13 protein-coding genes are annotated in these 16863 nt (G+C 62.9%); 2 read left to right on the forward strand and 11 right to left on the reverse strand.

Going from position 1 to position 16863, the window contains the following annotated elements:
- Positions 1–15: 15 nt before the first annotated feature.
- The 4 genes from B3B04_RS06645 to B3B04_RS06660 form a co-directional block, all read right to left on the reverse strand.
- Positions 16–1797 carry an acyl-CoA dehydrogenase C-terminal domain-containing protein gene (locus B3B04_RS06645; RefSeq protein ID WP_292041236.1) on the reverse strand — a complete coding sequence of 594 codons (1782 nt, stop codon included), beginning with the start codon at positions 1795–1797 and terminating at the stop codon, positions 16–18.
- 2 nt (positions 1798–1799) lie between these two features.
- The gene (locus B3B04_RS06650) at positions 1800–2288 is read right to left on the reverse strand and encodes a MerR family transcriptional regulator (RefSeq protein ID WP_292041238.1); all 489 of its coding nucleotides are present in this window, start codon (positions 2286–2288) and stop codon (positions 1800–1802) included.
- Positions 2289–2401: 113 nt separating this feature from the next.
- Positions 2402–2905 carry a DoxX family protein gene (locus B3B04_RS06655; RefSeq protein WP_292041240.1) on the reverse strand — a complete coding sequence of 168 codons (504 nt, stop codon included), beginning with the start codon at positions 2903–2905 and terminating at the stop codon, positions 2402–2404.
- A gap of 101 nt (positions 2906–3006) precedes the next feature.
- On the reverse strand, positions 3007–4449 hold the full coding sequence (locus tag B3B04_RS06660; RefSeq protein ID WP_292041242.1) for a protein adenylyltransferase SelO family protein: 1443 nt from the start codon (positions 4447–4449) through the stop codon (positions 3007–3009).
- A 240-nt stretch (positions 4450–4689) separates the two neighbouring features.
- Between B3B04_RS06660 and nhaA the strand changes: the two genes are divergently transcribed.
- Positions 4690–5919, forward strand: a complete 1230-nt coding sequence (gene nhaA / locus B3B04_RS06665) for a Na+/H+ antiporter NhaA (RefSeq protein ID WP_292041245.1) — start codon at positions 4690–4692, stop codon at positions 5917–5919.
- 225 nt (positions 5920–6144) lie between these two features.
- The gene (locus tag B3B04_RS06670) at positions 6145–8748 is read left to right on the forward strand and encodes a TonB-dependent receptor (RefSeq protein WP_292041246.1); all 2604 of its coding nucleotides are present in this window, start codon (positions 6145–6147) and stop codon (positions 8746–8748) included.
- 59 nt (positions 8749–8807) lie between these two features.
- On the opposite strand, the gene B3B04_RS06675 is transcribed toward B3B04_RS06670, so the two are convergent.
- The 7 genes from B3B04_RS06675 to B3B04_RS06705 all read right to left on the reverse strand — a co-directional run bounded on the left by B3B04_RS06675 (position 8808) and on the right by B3B04_RS06705 (position 16781).
- Positions 8808–9260, reverse strand: coding sequence for an ASCH domain-containing protein (locus B3B04_RS06675; RefSeq protein ID WP_292041248.1), 453 nt, complete (start codon positions 9258–9260; stop codon positions 8808–8810).
- A gap of 71 nt (positions 9261–9331) precedes the next feature.
- Entirely contained in the window at positions 9332–12421 is a 3090-nt protein-coding gene (locus B3B04_RS06680; protein ID WP_292041250.1) for an efflux RND transporter permease subunit, read from the reverse strand.
- Positions 12422–12433: 12 nt separating this feature from the next.
- A complete protein-coding gene (locus B3B04_RS06685) occupies positions 12434–13573 on the reverse strand; it encodes an efflux RND transporter periplasmic adaptor subunit (protein WP_292041252.1) in 1140 nt (379 codons plus the stop codon).
- 184 nt (positions 13574–13757) lie between these two features.
- The gene (locus B3B04_RS06690) at positions 13758–14192 is read right to left on the reverse strand and encodes a DUF6491 family protein (RefSeq protein ID WP_349679364.1); all 435 of its coding nucleotides are present in this window, start codon (positions 14190–14192) and stop codon (positions 13758–13760) included.
- 12 nt (positions 14193–14204) lie between these two features.
- On the reverse strand, positions 14205–14582 hold the full coding sequence (locus tag B3B04_RS06695; RefSeq protein ID WP_292041254.1) for a hypothetical protein: 378 nt from the start codon (positions 14580–14582) through the stop codon (positions 14205–14207).
- Positions 14583–14649: 67 nt separating this feature from the next.
- Positions 14650–16416, reverse strand: coding sequence for a tRNA (5-methylaminomethyl-2-thiouridine)(34)-methyltransferase MnmD (mnmD, locus tag B3B04_RS06700; RefSeq protein WP_292041255.1), 1767 nt, complete (start codon positions 16414–16416; stop codon positions 14650–14652).
- A 107-nt stretch (positions 16417–16523) separates the two neighbouring features.
- Positions 16524–16781 carry a hypothetical protein gene (locus tag B3B04_RS06705; RefSeq protein WP_292041257.1) on the reverse strand — a complete coding sequence of 86 codons (258 nt, stop codon included), beginning with the start codon at positions 16779–16781 and terminating at the stop codon, positions 16524–16526.
- Between the last annotated feature and the right edge of the window lie 82 nt (positions 16782–16863).

Genomic DNA, 16863 nt, shown 5'->3' on the forward strand with positions numbered 1-16863 from the left:
CCTGATCTGTCTGGCCTAGAAGGCCGAGGCGTCCAGATCCATCAGGACCTCTGCGCCGGTCTTCAGCTTGGTGAGGTGGGCACCTGCGTCAGGCAGGATGCGCTCGACGAAGTAGCGGCCCGTCTTCAGCTTGTTGGCGTAGAACGGATCGCTGTCGCCAGCGTCGATCTTGGCTTGGGCCGCCTTGGCCATCTGCGCCCAGATGTAGGCGTAGGCGGTCAGGCCGAACAGGTGCAGATAGTCGGTCGAGGCGGCACCGGCGTTGTCCGGATTGGCCATGCCGTTCTGCATCAGCCACATCGTGCCTTCCTGCAGCTTCTCCTTGGCGTCGGCCAGACCGTCGACATACGGCTTGATGGCTTCGTTGCCCGAGTTCTCCGACACGAAGGCGTCGATGTCGCCGAACCACGACATGATGGCACGGCCACCCTTGGCCGGCAGCTTGCGGCCCACGAGGTCCAGCGCCTGTATGCCGTTGGTACCTTCGTAGATCATGGTGATGCGGGCATCACGCAGGTACTGCGAGGCCTGGAAGTGCTCGGTGTAGCCTGAACCGCCGTGGACCTGCATGCCCAGCGAGGCGACGTGGAAGCCACGGTCGGTCAGGAAGGCTTTCAGAACCGGCGTGATCAGACCCATGTAGTCGTTGGCCTTTTGGGCCACGGCTTCGTCCTTGGAGTGTTGCAGGTCGGCTTGCAGCGCGGTCCACAGGATGAAGGCGCGGCCGCCTTCGACATAGGCCTTGGATTCCAGCAGCATACGACGCACGTCCGGATGGACGATGATCGGGTCTGCCGGACCGTCCGGATTCTTCGGTCCGGTCAGCGAGCGCGATTGCAGACGGTCGTTGGCGAACTCGACCGCGTGCTGGTAGGCCGCGTCACCGATGGCCAGACCTTGCAGGCCGGTGCCGAGGCGAGCTTCGTTCATGACAACGAACATGTTGTTCATGCCGCGGCCTTCTTCGCCGATCAGCCAGCCCTTGGCGTTCTCGTACTGCATGACGCAGGTGGCGTTGCCATGGATGCCCATCTTGTGCTCAAGGCCGACGCACTCGACGCCATTGCGCTCGGTGATGTTGCCGGCGTCATCCGCGTGGAATTTAGGCACGAGGAACAGCGACAGGCCCTTGATGCCCGGAACCGCGCCTTCGACGCGGGCCAGCACGGTGTGGACGATGTTTTCGGCAAAGTCGTGCTCGCCAGCCGAGATCCAGATCTTCTGGCCGGTGATCGAATAGGTGCCGTCACCGTTCGGAACAGCCTTGGTGCGCACCAGACCCAGATCGGTGCCGCACTGCGGCTCGGTCAGGTTCATGGTGCCGGTCCACTCGCCGGTCGCCATCTTCGGCAGCCACTTAGCCTTCAGCTCGTCCGAACCGTTGGCCTCGATGCCGTGGAAGGCACCGGCGGTCAGGCCCGGATACATGGAGAAGGCCGCCGAGGCCGCAGCGGTGAACTGGCCGACAGCCATCGAGATGATGGCCGGCAGGCCCTGGCCGCCGTATTCAGGATTGAAGGCCAGGCTGGTCCAGCCGGCTTCGACCATCTGGTGATAGGCTTCTTTCCAGCCCGTCGGGGTGGTGACGACGCCGTTTTCGATCTTGCAGTGCTCGATGTCGCCGGTCTTGTTGATCGGAGCGATCACGCCGTCGGCAAACTTCGCACCTTCTTCCAGGATCTGGTCGATCAGGTCGCGAGAGACGTCCGGGTTACCGAAGTGCTCGGCGTAGTTTTCGACTTGCAGCACATCGTGCAGCACGAAGGACAGGTCGCGAACGGGCGACTTATAGGCCATGATTAAGCTCTCGCTTTGAAGGGCTGATATTGATTGTCGGGATTGTTGAGGCGTTCGCTCAACAAATTGGCGTAGGCATCCGCTCCGGGCAGCAGGTCGGGCCGGTGTTCGGCCAGAGTCTGCTCCATCCAGGCACACGCTTCTTCGGCGGTTTCGATGGCACCCTGGATATCTTCTAGCTGCTGCTTCAGCGCATCAATGCGGGCACGGTGACGCGGCAGGGCGATCGCCATCTGGTGTACGTTGTGTTCCTTCTTGTCATAGAGATCCATCATTTCCTGGATCTCTTGCAAGGTGAACCCGATGCGACGACCGCGCATGATCAGCTTCAGTCGTGCCCGGTCACGCGCGCTGTAGACACGCGTCTGGCCTTTGCGCGAGGGGGTCAGCAGGCCCTTGTCCTCGTAAAAACGAAGCGCGCGGGCCGTTGCGCCAAACTCGCGGCAAAGCTGCCGGATGGAATAGGTGCGATGATCGTCAGCGTTCGCCATGCGGCAAACATAACTTTACGTCAGCGTAAAGCGCAAGAGGGTTTACGCGCGCGTAAACGTAAGCTTTTTGTGATCGAGCCGAACGGGGCAGGACCGTCGACCTTTCAAGGGTATCAGAAGCCGCGGCGGCGTCCAAATAATACCGGTACGGTGATGGCCAGCAGCATCATGTTCATCACAGCCAGACCGACCTCGGCCCGCGCGATGTGTGTCGCTAGAAAGCCGAGCTGCATCAGAACGAGGGCCGCCGAGGCGGCGATTACGACCGGACGGCCAATCGTCCAACCGGCCAGAGGGGTCAGCATCAGACCTGCGAGCACCAGTTCAACGACGCCGAAAATCCGGACAAATTCCAGCGATGCGACTTCGGGCCAGCCGAGCAGCACAATCAGATGGTTCATCGGCTCGGTCAGTTTGGCAAAGCCTGCGGCGGCAAAGAACATCGACAGCCAGCCCTGAAAGGTCCACAGCGCCGCATTGATCCATATGGCGCGCACGCGGCGTTGCGGCGTGTCGGCGACGACCGAACTCGTGATGGTCCGAGCCGAAGCCTTGGCGCGCGGTCGCAGGATTTGCCACAAGGAGAGACGCGGGCGTGGAGGGCAGGAGGTGGTCATATAGGTAACTGCTGTTGTTGCAGTGTCGTATTTAGTGTCGTTTTTGCCCTATGAAAGGGGGGCACCCCGAAAAATCTGTCAGTCCGGGTGATGAATTGAAATCAGACGGCAGCCGGGTCGCTGAAATCCCAAGCCAGACGGGCCTGTTCGAGACGGGCCAGCTTTTCTGTCAGGGGTTGCCAGTCGTCATTTTCGGCAATGGCCGACCAAATGGCCTCGACCTCGTCGATCAGCATTTCCTCCGGCTCGCCAGCGCGGAACATCGGGTGTTCGAGACGCTCGGGGCGATCCGGCTCGTGCTCCATCAGGGCGTAGCGGAAGGCATCGAAGGCTTCGCCCTGATAGACCTTGCCGCGCGGTCCACCCAAGGCGCGGGCAGCCGAAGAAAAGCCGCCGAACCAGTCGAAGAAGAGCGGCTCCCAGCGCAGTTCCTCACCCTTCTCGCGCAGTAGCGCCAAGGTGCAGTCCAGCAGGCGCTGGTCGGCGGCTTCGCCCACCGATTTGACGCCCAGACGCATCAGGAAGGCCGCGCGCAGTTCGCGGATATAGGCCGGACCGAACCCGTTGAGCGCCGTCACCAGACCTTCAGGCTCGGCGATCAGTTTCAGGCAGCCCGCCAGCTGGGTCAGGTTCCAGAACACCGCCTCGGGCTGGCGTGCATAGGCATAAAGGCCGTCGTGGTCGAAATAGGCGGCGGTAAAGCCCGGCTCATAGTGCGGCAGGAAGCGCCACGGGCCGTAGTCAAAGCTTTCGCCCGTCACATTCAGATTGTCGGTGTTCAGAACGCCATGGACAAAACCGGCGGCCACCCAGCGCGCACATAGCTTGGCCTGCGCCTGCACAACCTCATGAAGGAAACCTGCGGCGTCGCCTTCCTTCAGGTGCGGATAATAGAGGCTGCGGGCGTGTTCCAGCAGGACCGACAGCTGATCGCGGCGGCTGTAATAGGCCGCGCGCTGGAAGGTGCCGAAGCGGATGTGGCTGTGCGACAGGCGCACCATGACCGCCGAGCGGGTCGGCGAAGGCTCGTCGCCGCGCTCCAGTTCTTCGCCGGTCTCAATCAGGGACAGGATGCGGCAGGTTGGTACGCCGAGGCTGTCCAGCATGGCAGCGGCCAGAGCTTCACGCACGCCGCCCTTTAGGGTCAGGCGACCATCGGCATGGCGCGAGTAGGGGGTGAGGCCCGATCCCTTCGTGCCCAGATCCATAAGTTTAGGGCCGCTCGCTGCTTGAGCGGGAGTGGACCACAGCTGCGCCGCAAGGAAGCCGCGACCATCGCCAATCTGCGGGTTGTAAACGCGAAACTGGTGGCCGTGATAGGCCATGGCGACCGGCTCCGGCTGGCCGGGCAGGGGTTGGAACCGTCCAAAGTGGGTGATCCACTCATTCTCCGTCAGCGTGTCCAGCCCGACCTCGGCAGCGGCGCGGTCGTGGCGCAGGCGCAGAAGGGTGTCGGGGAACTCGGCAGCCGCGACGGTCTCGCCGTAGTCGGAACCCAGAAGGGCGAAACGGGGATCGGGGCGATAGGACGGGGAAACAGGCATGCGGGGCAGATGCGCCTTCGCAAGTGATTTCGCAATGTCGATAAGGGTTGAACCGCTCCTGTGGCAGGGTATTTTGTACCCAGAGATCAGGCTCCTTCGTTGTAGCCGCCCCTATTTTGGGCGGTGTCGAGCGCGCAGGAGCCAGGCCGGCGTGCGCCCGTGGGTGAGCGAATCCGGTCAGGCGTCCGTCGATAACCTGACGCCATTTTTGAATTAAACCGACATATCGGATCTCTATACGTGGCTAAAAAACTGACATTTGACTTCCTGAAGACAGAGGCGGCTTCAGGATCCGCACTCGGGTTGGCCGCAGTGGCGGCTTTGATCGTGGCGAACTCGCCGTGGTCGGCCGACTATTTCAGCTGGCTGAAAGCCGAGCACACGCTGCAGATCGGCCCGCTGGTGCTGGTGGAGACCACGTCGAACTGGATCAAGGAAGGCCTGATGGCCCTCTTCTTCCTGGTCGTCGGTCTGGAAATCAAACATGAAATCCTCAAGGGCGAGCTGAGCAACCCCAAGAAGCTGGCCCTGCCCATCATCGCTGCCATCGGCGGTATGGTCGCGCCGATGGCTGTCTATCTGGCGGTCAGTGGGGCGCTGAGTGGCCCGCATGGCGGCTGGCCCATTCCGGTGGCCACGGACATCGCCTTTGCGCTGGCGGTCTTTGGTTTGGTGGGCAAGGGGCTGCCGTCCTCGCTGCGTGTTTTCCTGCTGACGCTCGCCATCGTCGATGATCTCGGGGCCATTATGCTGATCGCGGCCCTGTTCAGTCAGGGCGTGGAGCTGGCACCGCTGTTGGGGGCCATTGGTATGATCGGTCTGATGGCCGTGGCTGGGCGTCGCCGTCTGGCGGCGGCCTTCTGGTCGCTGGGCTTCGGGATTATGTGGTGGCTGACGGTGAAGTCGGGACTATCGACGTCCCTGACCGCCGTGGCCTTTGCGGCCATTGTGCCGGTGAATCCGCGCAAGGAAACCGGTGCCAGCCCCCTGCGCGATGCCATGCACGACCTGCACCCCTATGTGGCGTTTCTGGTGCTGCCGATCTTTGCCTTTGCCAAGGCCGGCGTCAGCTTTGCCGGACTGTCGTTGGAGCAGGCCTTTGCGCCGCTGGTAATCTCGATTGCCCTGGGCCTGTTTGTGGGCAAGCAGATCGGCGTGTTTGGCGCGGCGTGGCTGGCGACCAAGTTGAAACTGGCGGACCGTCCGACGGGGGCCACCTGGCTACAGGTCTACGGCGTCAGCCTGCTGTGCGGCATCGGTTTCACAATGAGCCTGTTCATTGGCGTGCTGGCCTTCCCCGGGGCCGTAGACTCGGTCGAGCAGGTGGAGGTGAAGCTGGGCGTCATCGGTGGATCGCTGTTGTCGACCCTCGGCGCGGCGATCGTTTTGCGCATGGCCTCCAGTTCGCATGCGACTCGAATGCGCGAGAAAGCGGCGCAGGTTTCTCACGAGAACTTGAAAAACCAGTAAAAACCTTGACCTAGCGTCATCCAAATGTGTCGCTTTCGCGTCACAGAAACTTATAACGGCCGACAAAACGTAGTTCATGTAACTTCGTTGTCTTTACGGTTTTTGAGGCTTGCACTACCCAATTTGTCGAACCCGCGCCGCTTAACGAGCGCGGGTCGATATTGGGACAGGAAACGTGCGCGGTCGCCGAGCTGCGGCCGGGCCTCAAAGCCGGGAGCCGGACATATGCGTCTGAACACTAGCCTTCGCTACACTGCATCCGCCATTGCCTTCGGGGCAGCCTTTGGCATGGCCGGTATGGCCGTGGCGCAGGAGTCACCGACCTCCGTCGACGACATCATCGTGACGGCGCAAAAGCGCGAGCAAAGCCTGCAGGAAGTGCCGATCGTGGTGACCACCCTGTCGGCCGAAGCTCTGGACGGTGCGGGTGTTAAAGACATTAAGGATCTGCAGATCCTGACCCCCGGTATGACCGTCACCTCTACCCAGTCCGAAGCCTCCACCACGGCCCGTATCCGCGGCGTGGGTACGGTGGGTGACAACCCGGGTCTGGAAAGCTCGGTCGGCGTGGTGATCGACGGCGTTTACCGCTCGCGTAACTCGGTCGGCTTTGGCGATCTGGGCGAGCTGTCGCGCATCGAGGTGCTGAAGGGCCCGCAGGGCACCCTGTTCGGCAAGAACACCTCGGCGGGCGTGATCAACATTATTTCCGAAGCCCCGTCGTTTGATCCGGGCATGAATCTGGAAGCCACCGTCGGGAATTTCGGCGCGTGGGGCGTGACCGGTTCGGTCACCGGCCCGCTGTCGGACAATGTTGCCGGTCGCCTCTATATCGGTACCCGCAAGCGCGATGGTTACTATGACGTGGTGACTGGCCCGGGCCCGCGTACCGAAACCGATGACCAGAACCAGGACTTCTGGACCGCGCGCGGCCAACTGCTGATCCTGCCGTCCGACGATGTGTCGATCCGCCTGATCGCCGACTACACCAAGCGCGATGAATATTGCTGCGTGGCCACGCAGGTTCGCGTCGGCCCGACGGTCCAGCTGGTCAATCTTCTGGGCGGCCAGATGGAACCGGCAGTGCCAGGCTTCGGTGCCATTCCGTTCACCCGCACGGCCTATTCCAACCGCGAAACCGGTCAGACCATGGAAGACATGGGCCTGTCGGCAGAAGCCAACATCGACATTCCGTCGTGGAATGCCACCTTCACCTCGCTGACCTCCTGGCGCGCGTGGGAAGGTATGAACGGCATGGATCTCGACTATTCCACGCTGGATAACATGTACCGCGAGAACAACGGCGGCTACGGCTATTCGCTGGATAATGTGACGCAAGAGTTCCGTCTGGCGGGCGCGACCGACAAGCTGGACTGGCTGTTCGGGGCCTTCTTCACCCGCGAGCAGATCCGTCGCGACGACTCCTATTATTACGGCGCGCACTACACTCCGTTCCTGTCGCTGCTGCTGACGTCCAGCATGAGCACGGCGACCGGCGGCCTCATTCAGCCCAGCCCGGCGCGGATCGGCTGTATCACGGCACCCGGCGCGACGCCTGCACAGCTGACCGGCTGTGTGACCGGCGCTATTCCCGGCACCGGCCCGGGTTTCGGGACCGGCCATGGCGTGCAGGACCTCTATACCCAAACCACCCAGTCGGTGGCGCTGTTCACCAACAACACGTGGCGCGTGAGCGACCAGTTCGATATTACGCTGGGTCTGCGTTACACGTGGGATGAGAAGACCCTGCGTGGCCTTCAGGACAATGTCGGCACCAATGGCCAAGCCTGCGGCGGTGCACTGGGCAATGCGACAGCTCTGGGTCAAGCCCTGGGGGCCGTTCTCGGTCCGGTGGCCGGTGCCGGTGCAGCGCAGACCATCATCGGTAACATCTGTCTGCCTTGGGCTAACCCGCTGTATGACCAGCGCCAGATCAACGAGTCGTTCGATGACGGCGAGCTGAGCGGCACCATCAAGGCCAGCTACAAGTTTAACGACAGCGTCATGCTGTATGGCTCGTATGCCAAGGGCTATAAGTCCTTCGGCTACAACATGGACCGTGTGCAGACCGGCATCACGCCGAACGCTTCGCTCCTGTTTCCGTCGGAAACGGTCGACTCTTACGAAATCGGTCTGAAGAACACCCTGTTCAACCGGTCGGTCCTGCTGAACCTGACCTATTTCGACCAGACCTTCGAGGACTTCCAGCTGAACACCTTCCTCGGCACCGCCTTCGTGGTGGAGTCGATCCCGGAACTGACCTCGCGCGGTGTGGATGCCGACTTCGCCTGGTTCACCCCGATCGAAGGTCTGGTGCTGTCGGGCGGCGTGACCTACGCCGACACCAAGTACAGCAACTTCACGGCCGACGACATGACCGTGCCGGGCAACTTCCCGCAGCTGTCGCTGCTGCCGGGCGCGCGCGCGTCGTTCGCACCGGAATGGTCGACCACGGCCTCCATCGCTTTCAACCGCGCCATGGGTAACGGCCTGCGCGCCGGCTTCAACCTGACCGGCAAGTACATGACCGAGTACAACACCGGTTCGGACCTGCTGCCGTGGAAGATGCAGGACGGCTATGGTGTGTTGAACGGCCGTATCTCCATCGGTTCGGAAGACGAGCGCTGGACGCTGGAAGTGTGGGGTCAGAACCTGACCGACACCGAGTACCTGCAAGTGGCCATCAACCAACCGCTGATGGGTTCGGCCTTCCAGACGACCGTTCAGTCGAACGGCACCTATTACGATCCGGCACGCGATACGCAGACCTATGCCGCCTTCCTTGGTGCGCCGCGCACCTATGGTCTGACGCTGCGTATCCGTTACTGATCCCGACGACTATCGAGCAACTGGCGGCCGGAGCGATCCGGCCGCTTTCTTTTTGGGCGTTATAGAACCCGCTCGAACTGTTCGCAGACGATGAGTAGATCGCCATCGACGGCCACGCCGGACCCTTCCAGCACCCGCCGGAAATAGGCGTCATGCACCTCGCGCCAGTAGGTCAGGGTCTTATCCCCTTCGCCCTCGCGCCGGGCGAAGGCTTCGTCCACATCATCGAAGCGGCGGATGTCGACTTGAACAGTCTTGATGACGGCTACGGCATCGCCATTCCATCGGGTGACGACAGAGATATCGCCGGCGACGGGCAAACGCATGCCCGCGCGCTCCAGTTCGGCGACAGAGGCGGCGGTACCGCGCTTGATGTCGCGCACCACCAGATCGGCGCATTCGTCAGCGTCTGCTTCGTTGTCGCAGAAGTGGAAGCACTCATAGGGCGTTTCAGGCGCATCGGGCACCTGTTGGCGATAGCGGTTCCACAGAGCCTCGGCAGATGGCGACATGGACGTGCGAACCCCTCAATGAAAAGCCCCCGACGCGGACGCCGGGGGCCAAAATACCTGATCTATCAGGATTAGTATTTGCTGGGCGTGGTGCCGTCAGCGTGGTGCTTCTGGCTGGCAAAGGTCTTGCCCAGCAGGCGACGGAAGAACAGGGCCACATCGTCGACGATAGTGAACACTGCCGGTATGTAGAGCAGCGACAGGAAGGTGGACGAAATCAATCCCCCCAGCACGGCGATAGCCATGGGGGAACGGAACTCGACGTCCGCGCCGATGCCCATGGCGATCGGCACCATGCCCGCTCCCATGGCGAAGGTGGTCATCAAGATGGGGCGGGCCCGTTTGTGGGCCGCATCCATAATCGCCTCATAGCGCGACATGCCCTCTGCCTCGGCCATAATGATGTAGTCCACCAGCAGGATCGAGTTCTTGGCGGCGATACCCATGAGCATCAGAACCCCGATCAGGGCCGACATCGAGAAGGTCTTGCCCATGATGATCAGACCCAGAATGGCCCCGCCAATCGCCAGCGGCAGCGCCGCCATAATGGTGACTGGATAGGCGAAGGATTTGAACAAAAGGGTCAGCACCGCATACATCAGCAAAATCCCGCTGAGGAAGGCGATGCCGAAGCCGATCAGCATTTCCTGAATGAACTCTTCATCGCCTGCGGCCACCTGACGTACGCCATCGGGCAGGTTTTGCACCGAGGGCAGGGCGCGCACAGCCTGCGCGGCAGCACCGGTGGTAATGCCGTTCAGTTCTGCGCGGATGGAGACCAGTCGGGCGCGGTCACGGCGCGTGACGCTGGCCGGACCGGCACCGAACTCCACATTGGCCACGGCGCTGAGCGGCACAGTCGCTCCCGAAGCGGTCGGAACGCGCAGGTTCTGGATGACCGAGAGGTCCTCGCGTGCATCTTCGGTCAGTTGCAGGCGGATCGGGATCTGGCGGTCGCCCAGATTATACTTCGGCAGGTTCTGGTCGACGTCGCCGATGGTGGCGACACGGACAGCTTGCGATATGGCACTGGCCGACACGCCCAGCAGGGCCGCTTCGTCAGGGCGAGGTGTAACCACAATCTCCGGACGGGCGATGGCCGAGGTGTTGACCACATTGGCCAGCCCCTGAACCTGTTTCATCTCGGCCTCGACCGCGCGGGCGGCCTGTTCCAGCTTCACAGGGTCATCACCCAGAAGAGCGAACTCATAGGTCGTGCCGTCGCCCGGGCCACCGCCCTGTTGGGCGATGCCGGCGCGGATGCGGGCACCCGGAATGGTCTTCAGCTCGTCGACCATGACGCGCTGGAAGTCCTGCTGTGACAGGTCGCGATCACCCTTGGGCACCATGTCGGCAAACACATTGGCCTGGTTGACGTCCTGACCCCCGATGGCTGCGTAAACAGACACGACTTCTGAGCGACCGTTCAGGATCTGGGTCACCTGCTGCACAACAGCGTCGGTTTGGCGCAGGGTCGAGCCGGGCGGCAACTCCACCTGAAATGACGCGCGGGCCTGATCGGCGGGCGACATAAACTCGAACGACATCTTGGTGACGCCTGCGGTCACGAAAGAGCCGACGAGGAAGACGGCACCGGCAATGAATACCAGCCAGCGATGGCCAAGGCACCATTTCAGCGCGCGCAGATAGCCCGGCATCCAGCCCGGATCCTTGTCCTCGTGTTTGGTGTGCTTGAGCAAGTAGGCGGCCATCAGCGGGGTAAGCGTGCGCGCCACCACCAGCGAGAAGAAGACCGAGATACAGGCCGCCAGCGCAAAGGCCTTGAAGAACTGGCCGATGATGCCCGGCATGAAGCCGACCGGCGCGAACACGGCAATGATGGTGCCTGTGGTGGCCACGACGGCCAGACCGATCTCGTCGGCGGCCTCGAAGGCGGCGTCATAGGGCGGTTTACCGTCGCGCATGTGGCGGACGATGTTCTCGATCTCCACAATGGCGTCGTCGACCAAAATGCCGATGGTCAGTGACAGGGCCAGCAGGGTGACCACGTTCAGCGACTGGTCCATGGGGGCCAGCAGCGCAAAGGTCGGGATCAGCGACAGCGGCATGGCGGTGGCGGCGATGAAGGTCGCACGCCAGTCCCGCAGGAAGATGAACACCACCACCACGGCCAGAATGGCCCCGAGGATCAGGGCCTCCAGCGAGGCCAGATAGGATTCCTCGATGTACTGGACCGAGGAGGTGACCTCCTCGATGACCAGATCGTCGCGGGCTTCGTTAACGGCCGCAATTTCTTCGCGCACGCGCTCGGAAACCTTGACCTCGGAAGCCTCGCGCGAGCGAAGGAAGTTGAAAGTCACCGCTTCCTGGCCGTTATAACGGGCCAGACGGCGCGGCTCGGACCATTTGTCGACCACCTCGCCCAGATCGGACAGACGCACACTGCGACCGCCCTGAAGCGGCACCAGAGTGCCAGCCAGCTGTTCCAGCGACGTGGCCGAGCCGACGGTGCGGACGGCGCGCTCGGACCCTGCCACGGTCACGCGACCGCCCGGCAGGTTGTTGTTCACCCCCGTGAGGGCCTGACTGACCTGGGCGGCGGTGACGCCATAGGCAGCCAGCCGTTGCGGGTCCAGCTCCACGCGGATTTCCCGATCCACACCGCCCGAGCGGTTAACCTCGCCGACGCCGCCAAGGCCCAGAAGACGTTTGGAGATGTCGTTGTCGATGAACCAGCTAATCTGTTCGGGCGTCATCGTCGGCGAGCGGACCACATAGGTGATCAGGGCATCGCCGGTGATGTCGATGCGCTGGACCGTCGGTTCCTGCATGTCTTGCGGCAGGGTGGCGCGCACTCCGCTCATGGCGTTGCGCACGTCATTGGTGGCGCGTTCGGTATCAGTGCCCAGTTCGAACTCGATCAGGGTGGTCGAGACGCCATCGCCGATGTTGGAAAAGACGTTGCGCACTCCCGATAGGCCCGCGATCGAGTCTTCGATCACCCGCGTGACCTGCACTTCCATTTCCGAAGGCGCAGCCCCCGGTCGTACGGCCGTGACGTTCACCAGCGGGAAGTCCACATCCGGATTGTTGTTAATCCGCATGGACGCAAAGCCGATCATGCCGCTGATGGTCAGCAGCAGGAACAGCAGGATGATGGGAATGGGGTTTTTAATCGCCCAGGACGAAATCTGGTTCATGAACGGGCGACCCTAGTTTTTAGCCGCGGGCGCAGGGGCCGCAGGCGCGGGCGTGGCCGTGGCCGAGGCGGTGGTCACCGCGCGGGCCACAGTCACGGTGTCGCCGGTGTTCAGGAAGCCGGCACCTTGAACCACCACGCGGACGCCCTCGGCCAGACCTTCGACGGACGAGTTCTGATCGTCACGCATAAGCACGCGGATGGGCGCGAAACGCACCTTGTTCTCGGCCTCGATGACGAAGACGCCCGCCTTGTTGTCGCGGTAAAGCACGGCAGGGGTTGGTACGACGGTGGTCTCGCGGGTACCGGCCTCGATCTCGGCGCGGGCAAACATACCCGGTTTCAGACCGCCGCCGGGGGCCAGACTGATGCGCGCCACGCCCAGACGGGTCTCTGCGTTCACCTCGGGCGTGACGATGCGAATGGTGCCGGTGGTCGGCTCGGCATGCGAGGAAGTGATGCGGGCGGTCTGACCGGCGCGCAGGGCGGGAAGGTCGGTTTCCGGCACCTGGGCGTCCAGTTCGAGGCGACCTTCACGCACCATGCGGAACAGCTCGGTGCCCGGCTGGATGATCTGGCCCTTGGTCACGCTGCGGCTGATGATCTGGCCACTGACAGGGGCGCGGATGACGGCTTGATCCAGACGGGTCTGGGTCTCGGCCAAACCTGCGCGCGCGGCGGCCAGATTGGCCTGCGAACTGCGCTGGTTGGCCAGTGCCTGATCCAGCGAGGCCTGGGACAGGAAACCGCGCTCTTTCAGTTCCTGTGCGCGGGCCAGAGCCGCATCATCGCGCGAGGCATTGGCCTCTGCCGTTTGGACGGCGGCGCGTTGCTGGTTGAGCTGGGCACGCAGCAGGGCATCGTTCATGCGCACCAGAGGCTGGCCCTGACGTACATAGGAGCCTTCATCTACCAGAACGGCCGTAGCCGTCATGCCGCCGGTTTCGGCACCGACGGGTACCTCTTCCCAAGCGCTGACCGTGCCGGACGCGACAACGATGCGCGGCAGGGTGGCCACGGTGGTGGTCACGGCGCTGACGGTGGTGGTGGATGTGGGGGCCGCTTCTTTTTCGGAGGAGCCACCGCACGCAGCCAGGGCGAGGGCAGCAAAACCGAGAAGCGAAAGACGAAGCGAGGGGCGCGATTGGATCATTCGGGACGGTTCAAAGGAAAGAGCGGCGCGAACGGCGCGGCCTAGGGGAGGTATGGGAACGCGAAACGGTGTTTCGTCAACCAGCAAACTTGCTGATCCATACTCTGCCTTGAGGTTTCGCTCAAACTTTCAAACGCGTCATTACGAAGATGTATAACTGCAAGGTGCCTACGACGGACCTTGTTTACATCCATGCGGCGGGCGTTGATGCGGCAGGGCGGTCAGCCTCGATAACTTCAACCACGCGGGCGCGGCAAGGCGTAGGAGATGGCGCCGCATCGCGCAGGACAAGGCGGGCAAGGTCGCCTACGCAAAGGCGATCCAGGCCCGGAACATCGGATTGAATGCCAAGGTCGATGGCGGAATCCAGACCCATGCACAGGCCCACCGTCTCGACCACATAATGTTGTCCGAGCCGCGTTTCGAGGATGACGCTGTCGCGATCGCGCGCCTGAAAGCCTCTTACCTGGGACACATTGAAGCACGGACGTGCGGATGCCACGGGGGCCACGCTTGAAGAGGTCGGAGGGGTAGGCGCGCATCCTCCCGCCGTCGCTGCCAAAGCCAGGCTGGTCAGGGCGATCGGGGTGAAGCGGGAGGATATGCGCGGCATTGTCATGTGGGAAAGCGATTAGCGGGTGACGCTATTGACCTTGATACGGCAGGCGTACGGGGCCGTGGTCTGGTTCAGCTCTTTGGGTTGAACGAGAGCAGTGTCACCCACGCAGATTTCGCGATTGCGACCGGCCTCGGCGATCAGAGCATACTGGCTGACGCGCGCGATATCGGGGCATGGGCCCTCGACATCGGCCTGATAGGTGCGGCCCAGACCGGCGTCGATCTTCAAACCGCTTTCGGCCTCATAAGTGACAGAACGGGCCTGTTCCAGTCGGAAGCACTGGCGCACATTGTCGGTGCCGGTGCTGGCCAGTTGGGTCGATGTATCCGATGCGCACGATGCCAGAGCCATGGCCAGAGCTGCTGTGCCGTAAGTGATGATGCGTGCCATATGAACCTCTTGATCAGGGCGTACAGCTCATAGTGGTTCAAATTACTGTCTCGTCTACCCGTAATATTCAAAACCTAGGTGACAGTTTTGTGGCCCAGTCATACGGCAGGGGCGAGGGGGCACCCGAGACAAGGGCGGCGATGTGTTCACCCAGTAGGGGGGAGGCGCAAAAGCCGCGCGATCCCATGCCGGTCAGGACGTGTAGGCCCTCGCGGGCAGTCCCGCACAGTGGCAGACGGTCCGGCGTAGTGGCGCGAACCGCTGTGCGGCGATGGCGCGGGGCATCGGCGATGGCGGCGGCGCGCGCAGGCAGGGTCTGCGACAGGGTGTTCAGGTTTTTGTCGGATGCAGCATCGCTAGGGGAGGGGTCTGTTACACCGCGATCGTGGGTGGCCCCATAAAGCAGGCCCTGAGGGGTAGGGACGCTGTATCCCCCCCATGCGACGGCGGTGGGGCTGGGACCGTCCTGCTCGGCCCAGTCAGCCTGTCCGGCCACAGGCGACAGCGCCAGATCGGGAAGCAGGGTGGCGGTGCCCCAACCTGCGGCGACTACGACGTGATCGGCATGGATGATAATTTGTTCGTCTTCGTCCCGTAGGGCCCAGCCGTCCACAGTGCGCTCCAGACGTGCGACTTTGGCGGTGATCATCGGGGTGTCGGCCAGCCAGTCGGCCAGTACGTGCCGCGGTGAAAGGGCAAAGGCCGACCGCATGTGCAGGCCGCCGTGGGGGACCGGCTCACCGATCAGGGCAGAAGCCTCGGACGGCGTCAGACGGCGCATGGTGTTGTCGGGCCAGAGGGGCTGGGCTGCGATCTTGTCGAAGCGGGCATTATCGCGCGCCATATGCTCCAACTGCACGACGCCGCGTGACAATATGGCCCCATCGATCTGACCATATAGTTGTCCGGCGCGTTCCAGACACTGGGCATAGAGACCGGCGATAAAGTCATCGCCGGCATCCATGCGCGGCGTCACCAGCGAGGCTGGAAATCCCGAGCCGCCTGCGCCGGCATGGTCTGCTTCGATGACGGTGGGGTTCAGGCCTGCCGCCTTGAGCGCGCGGACGGTGCTGGCGGCAGCGATTCCGGCACCGATGACGGCCACGCGCGGCTGTACGACGGCGACAGTGGCACCCGCCATGCGGGCCTCCAGACGTTCGCGTTTGCGTCCGTGGCCCGGCTTTTTCTCGACGGTGAAGCCATTGGAGGCAAGGGCGCGCCGCACGGCACCGGCGACGGTAAAGGTGGCCAGATGGCAGCCGGGGGCGGAGCGGGCGGCGACAGCGGCCATAATCTCATCGGACCACATGCCGGGGTTCAATGCGGGCGAAAAGCCATCTAAGAACCACGCATCGGCCTGTGCGGACCATTGCGCCAGCGCCCATTCTACCTCGCCCACGGCGATGTCGAGCGTGACGCCCCATTGTGGCAGGTCGATGCGGTGAAAGCCGGGGCGCGTGGTCGGCCACTGGTCTAGCAAGGCGGCAGCGGTTTCGGCCACATCGGGCCACGCGGCCAGGGCGCGGGCAGCCTCCTCGCGGGTGAGGGGATAGCCTTCGACGGTAAAGACGTGCAGCTGACCGTGCGACGGTCGATGCTGTCGCCACAGATCGATCAGGGCAATAATGTTGAGGCCGGTGCCAAAGCCCAGCTCGCCGACCGTAAAACGGGTTCGGTCCTGCCAGACGGCGGGCATGTCGCAACCGCCCAGAAACACGGCGCGGGTTTCTGCCAGCCCGTCATCTTTCGAGAAGTAGACGTCGCCAAACCGGCCCGAGCGCGGCGAGCCATCGTCGGCCCAGACAAGTTGTGGAGAGGCGTTGTCGTCAGTCATGGCGCGGGGATAGACCGCTTTCGGCCATGAAAAAAGGGGCCGTCCTCGGACGACCCCTTCTCCATCACAGAGCGTAAGCCCCGCGATCCAAGATGGAAATCTTGGGCTTAGGCAGCCGGAGCAGCCGGAGCAGCTTCCGGAGCAGCAGCCGGAGCAGCTTCGGTAGCAGCAGCGTCAGCAGCAACAGCGGCTTCACCAGCAGCTTCAGCAGCTTCACCAGCAGCGTCAGCAGCGGTTTCAGCAGCGGCGGTAGCGTCAGCAGCAGCGGCTTCAGCTTCAGCAGCCGGAGCTTCGGTAGCAGCCGGTTGGCAAGCGGCCAGAGCCAGAGCGGCGGCCGAAGCGGCGATCAGGGCGGCGATGCGCATGTGTGTCTTCCTTAGAAGTTTGAGGCGGGGCCAAATGCCTCGCTGAGCAACAGATAACGGGATCGTGAGGAGAATCGCAAGT

It is taken from the genome of Brevundimonas sp. UBA5713, from assembly GCF_002419815.1.
Taxonomy (GTDB): Bacteria; Pseudomonadota; Alphaproteobacteria; order Caulobacterales; family Caulobacteraceae; genus Brevundimonas.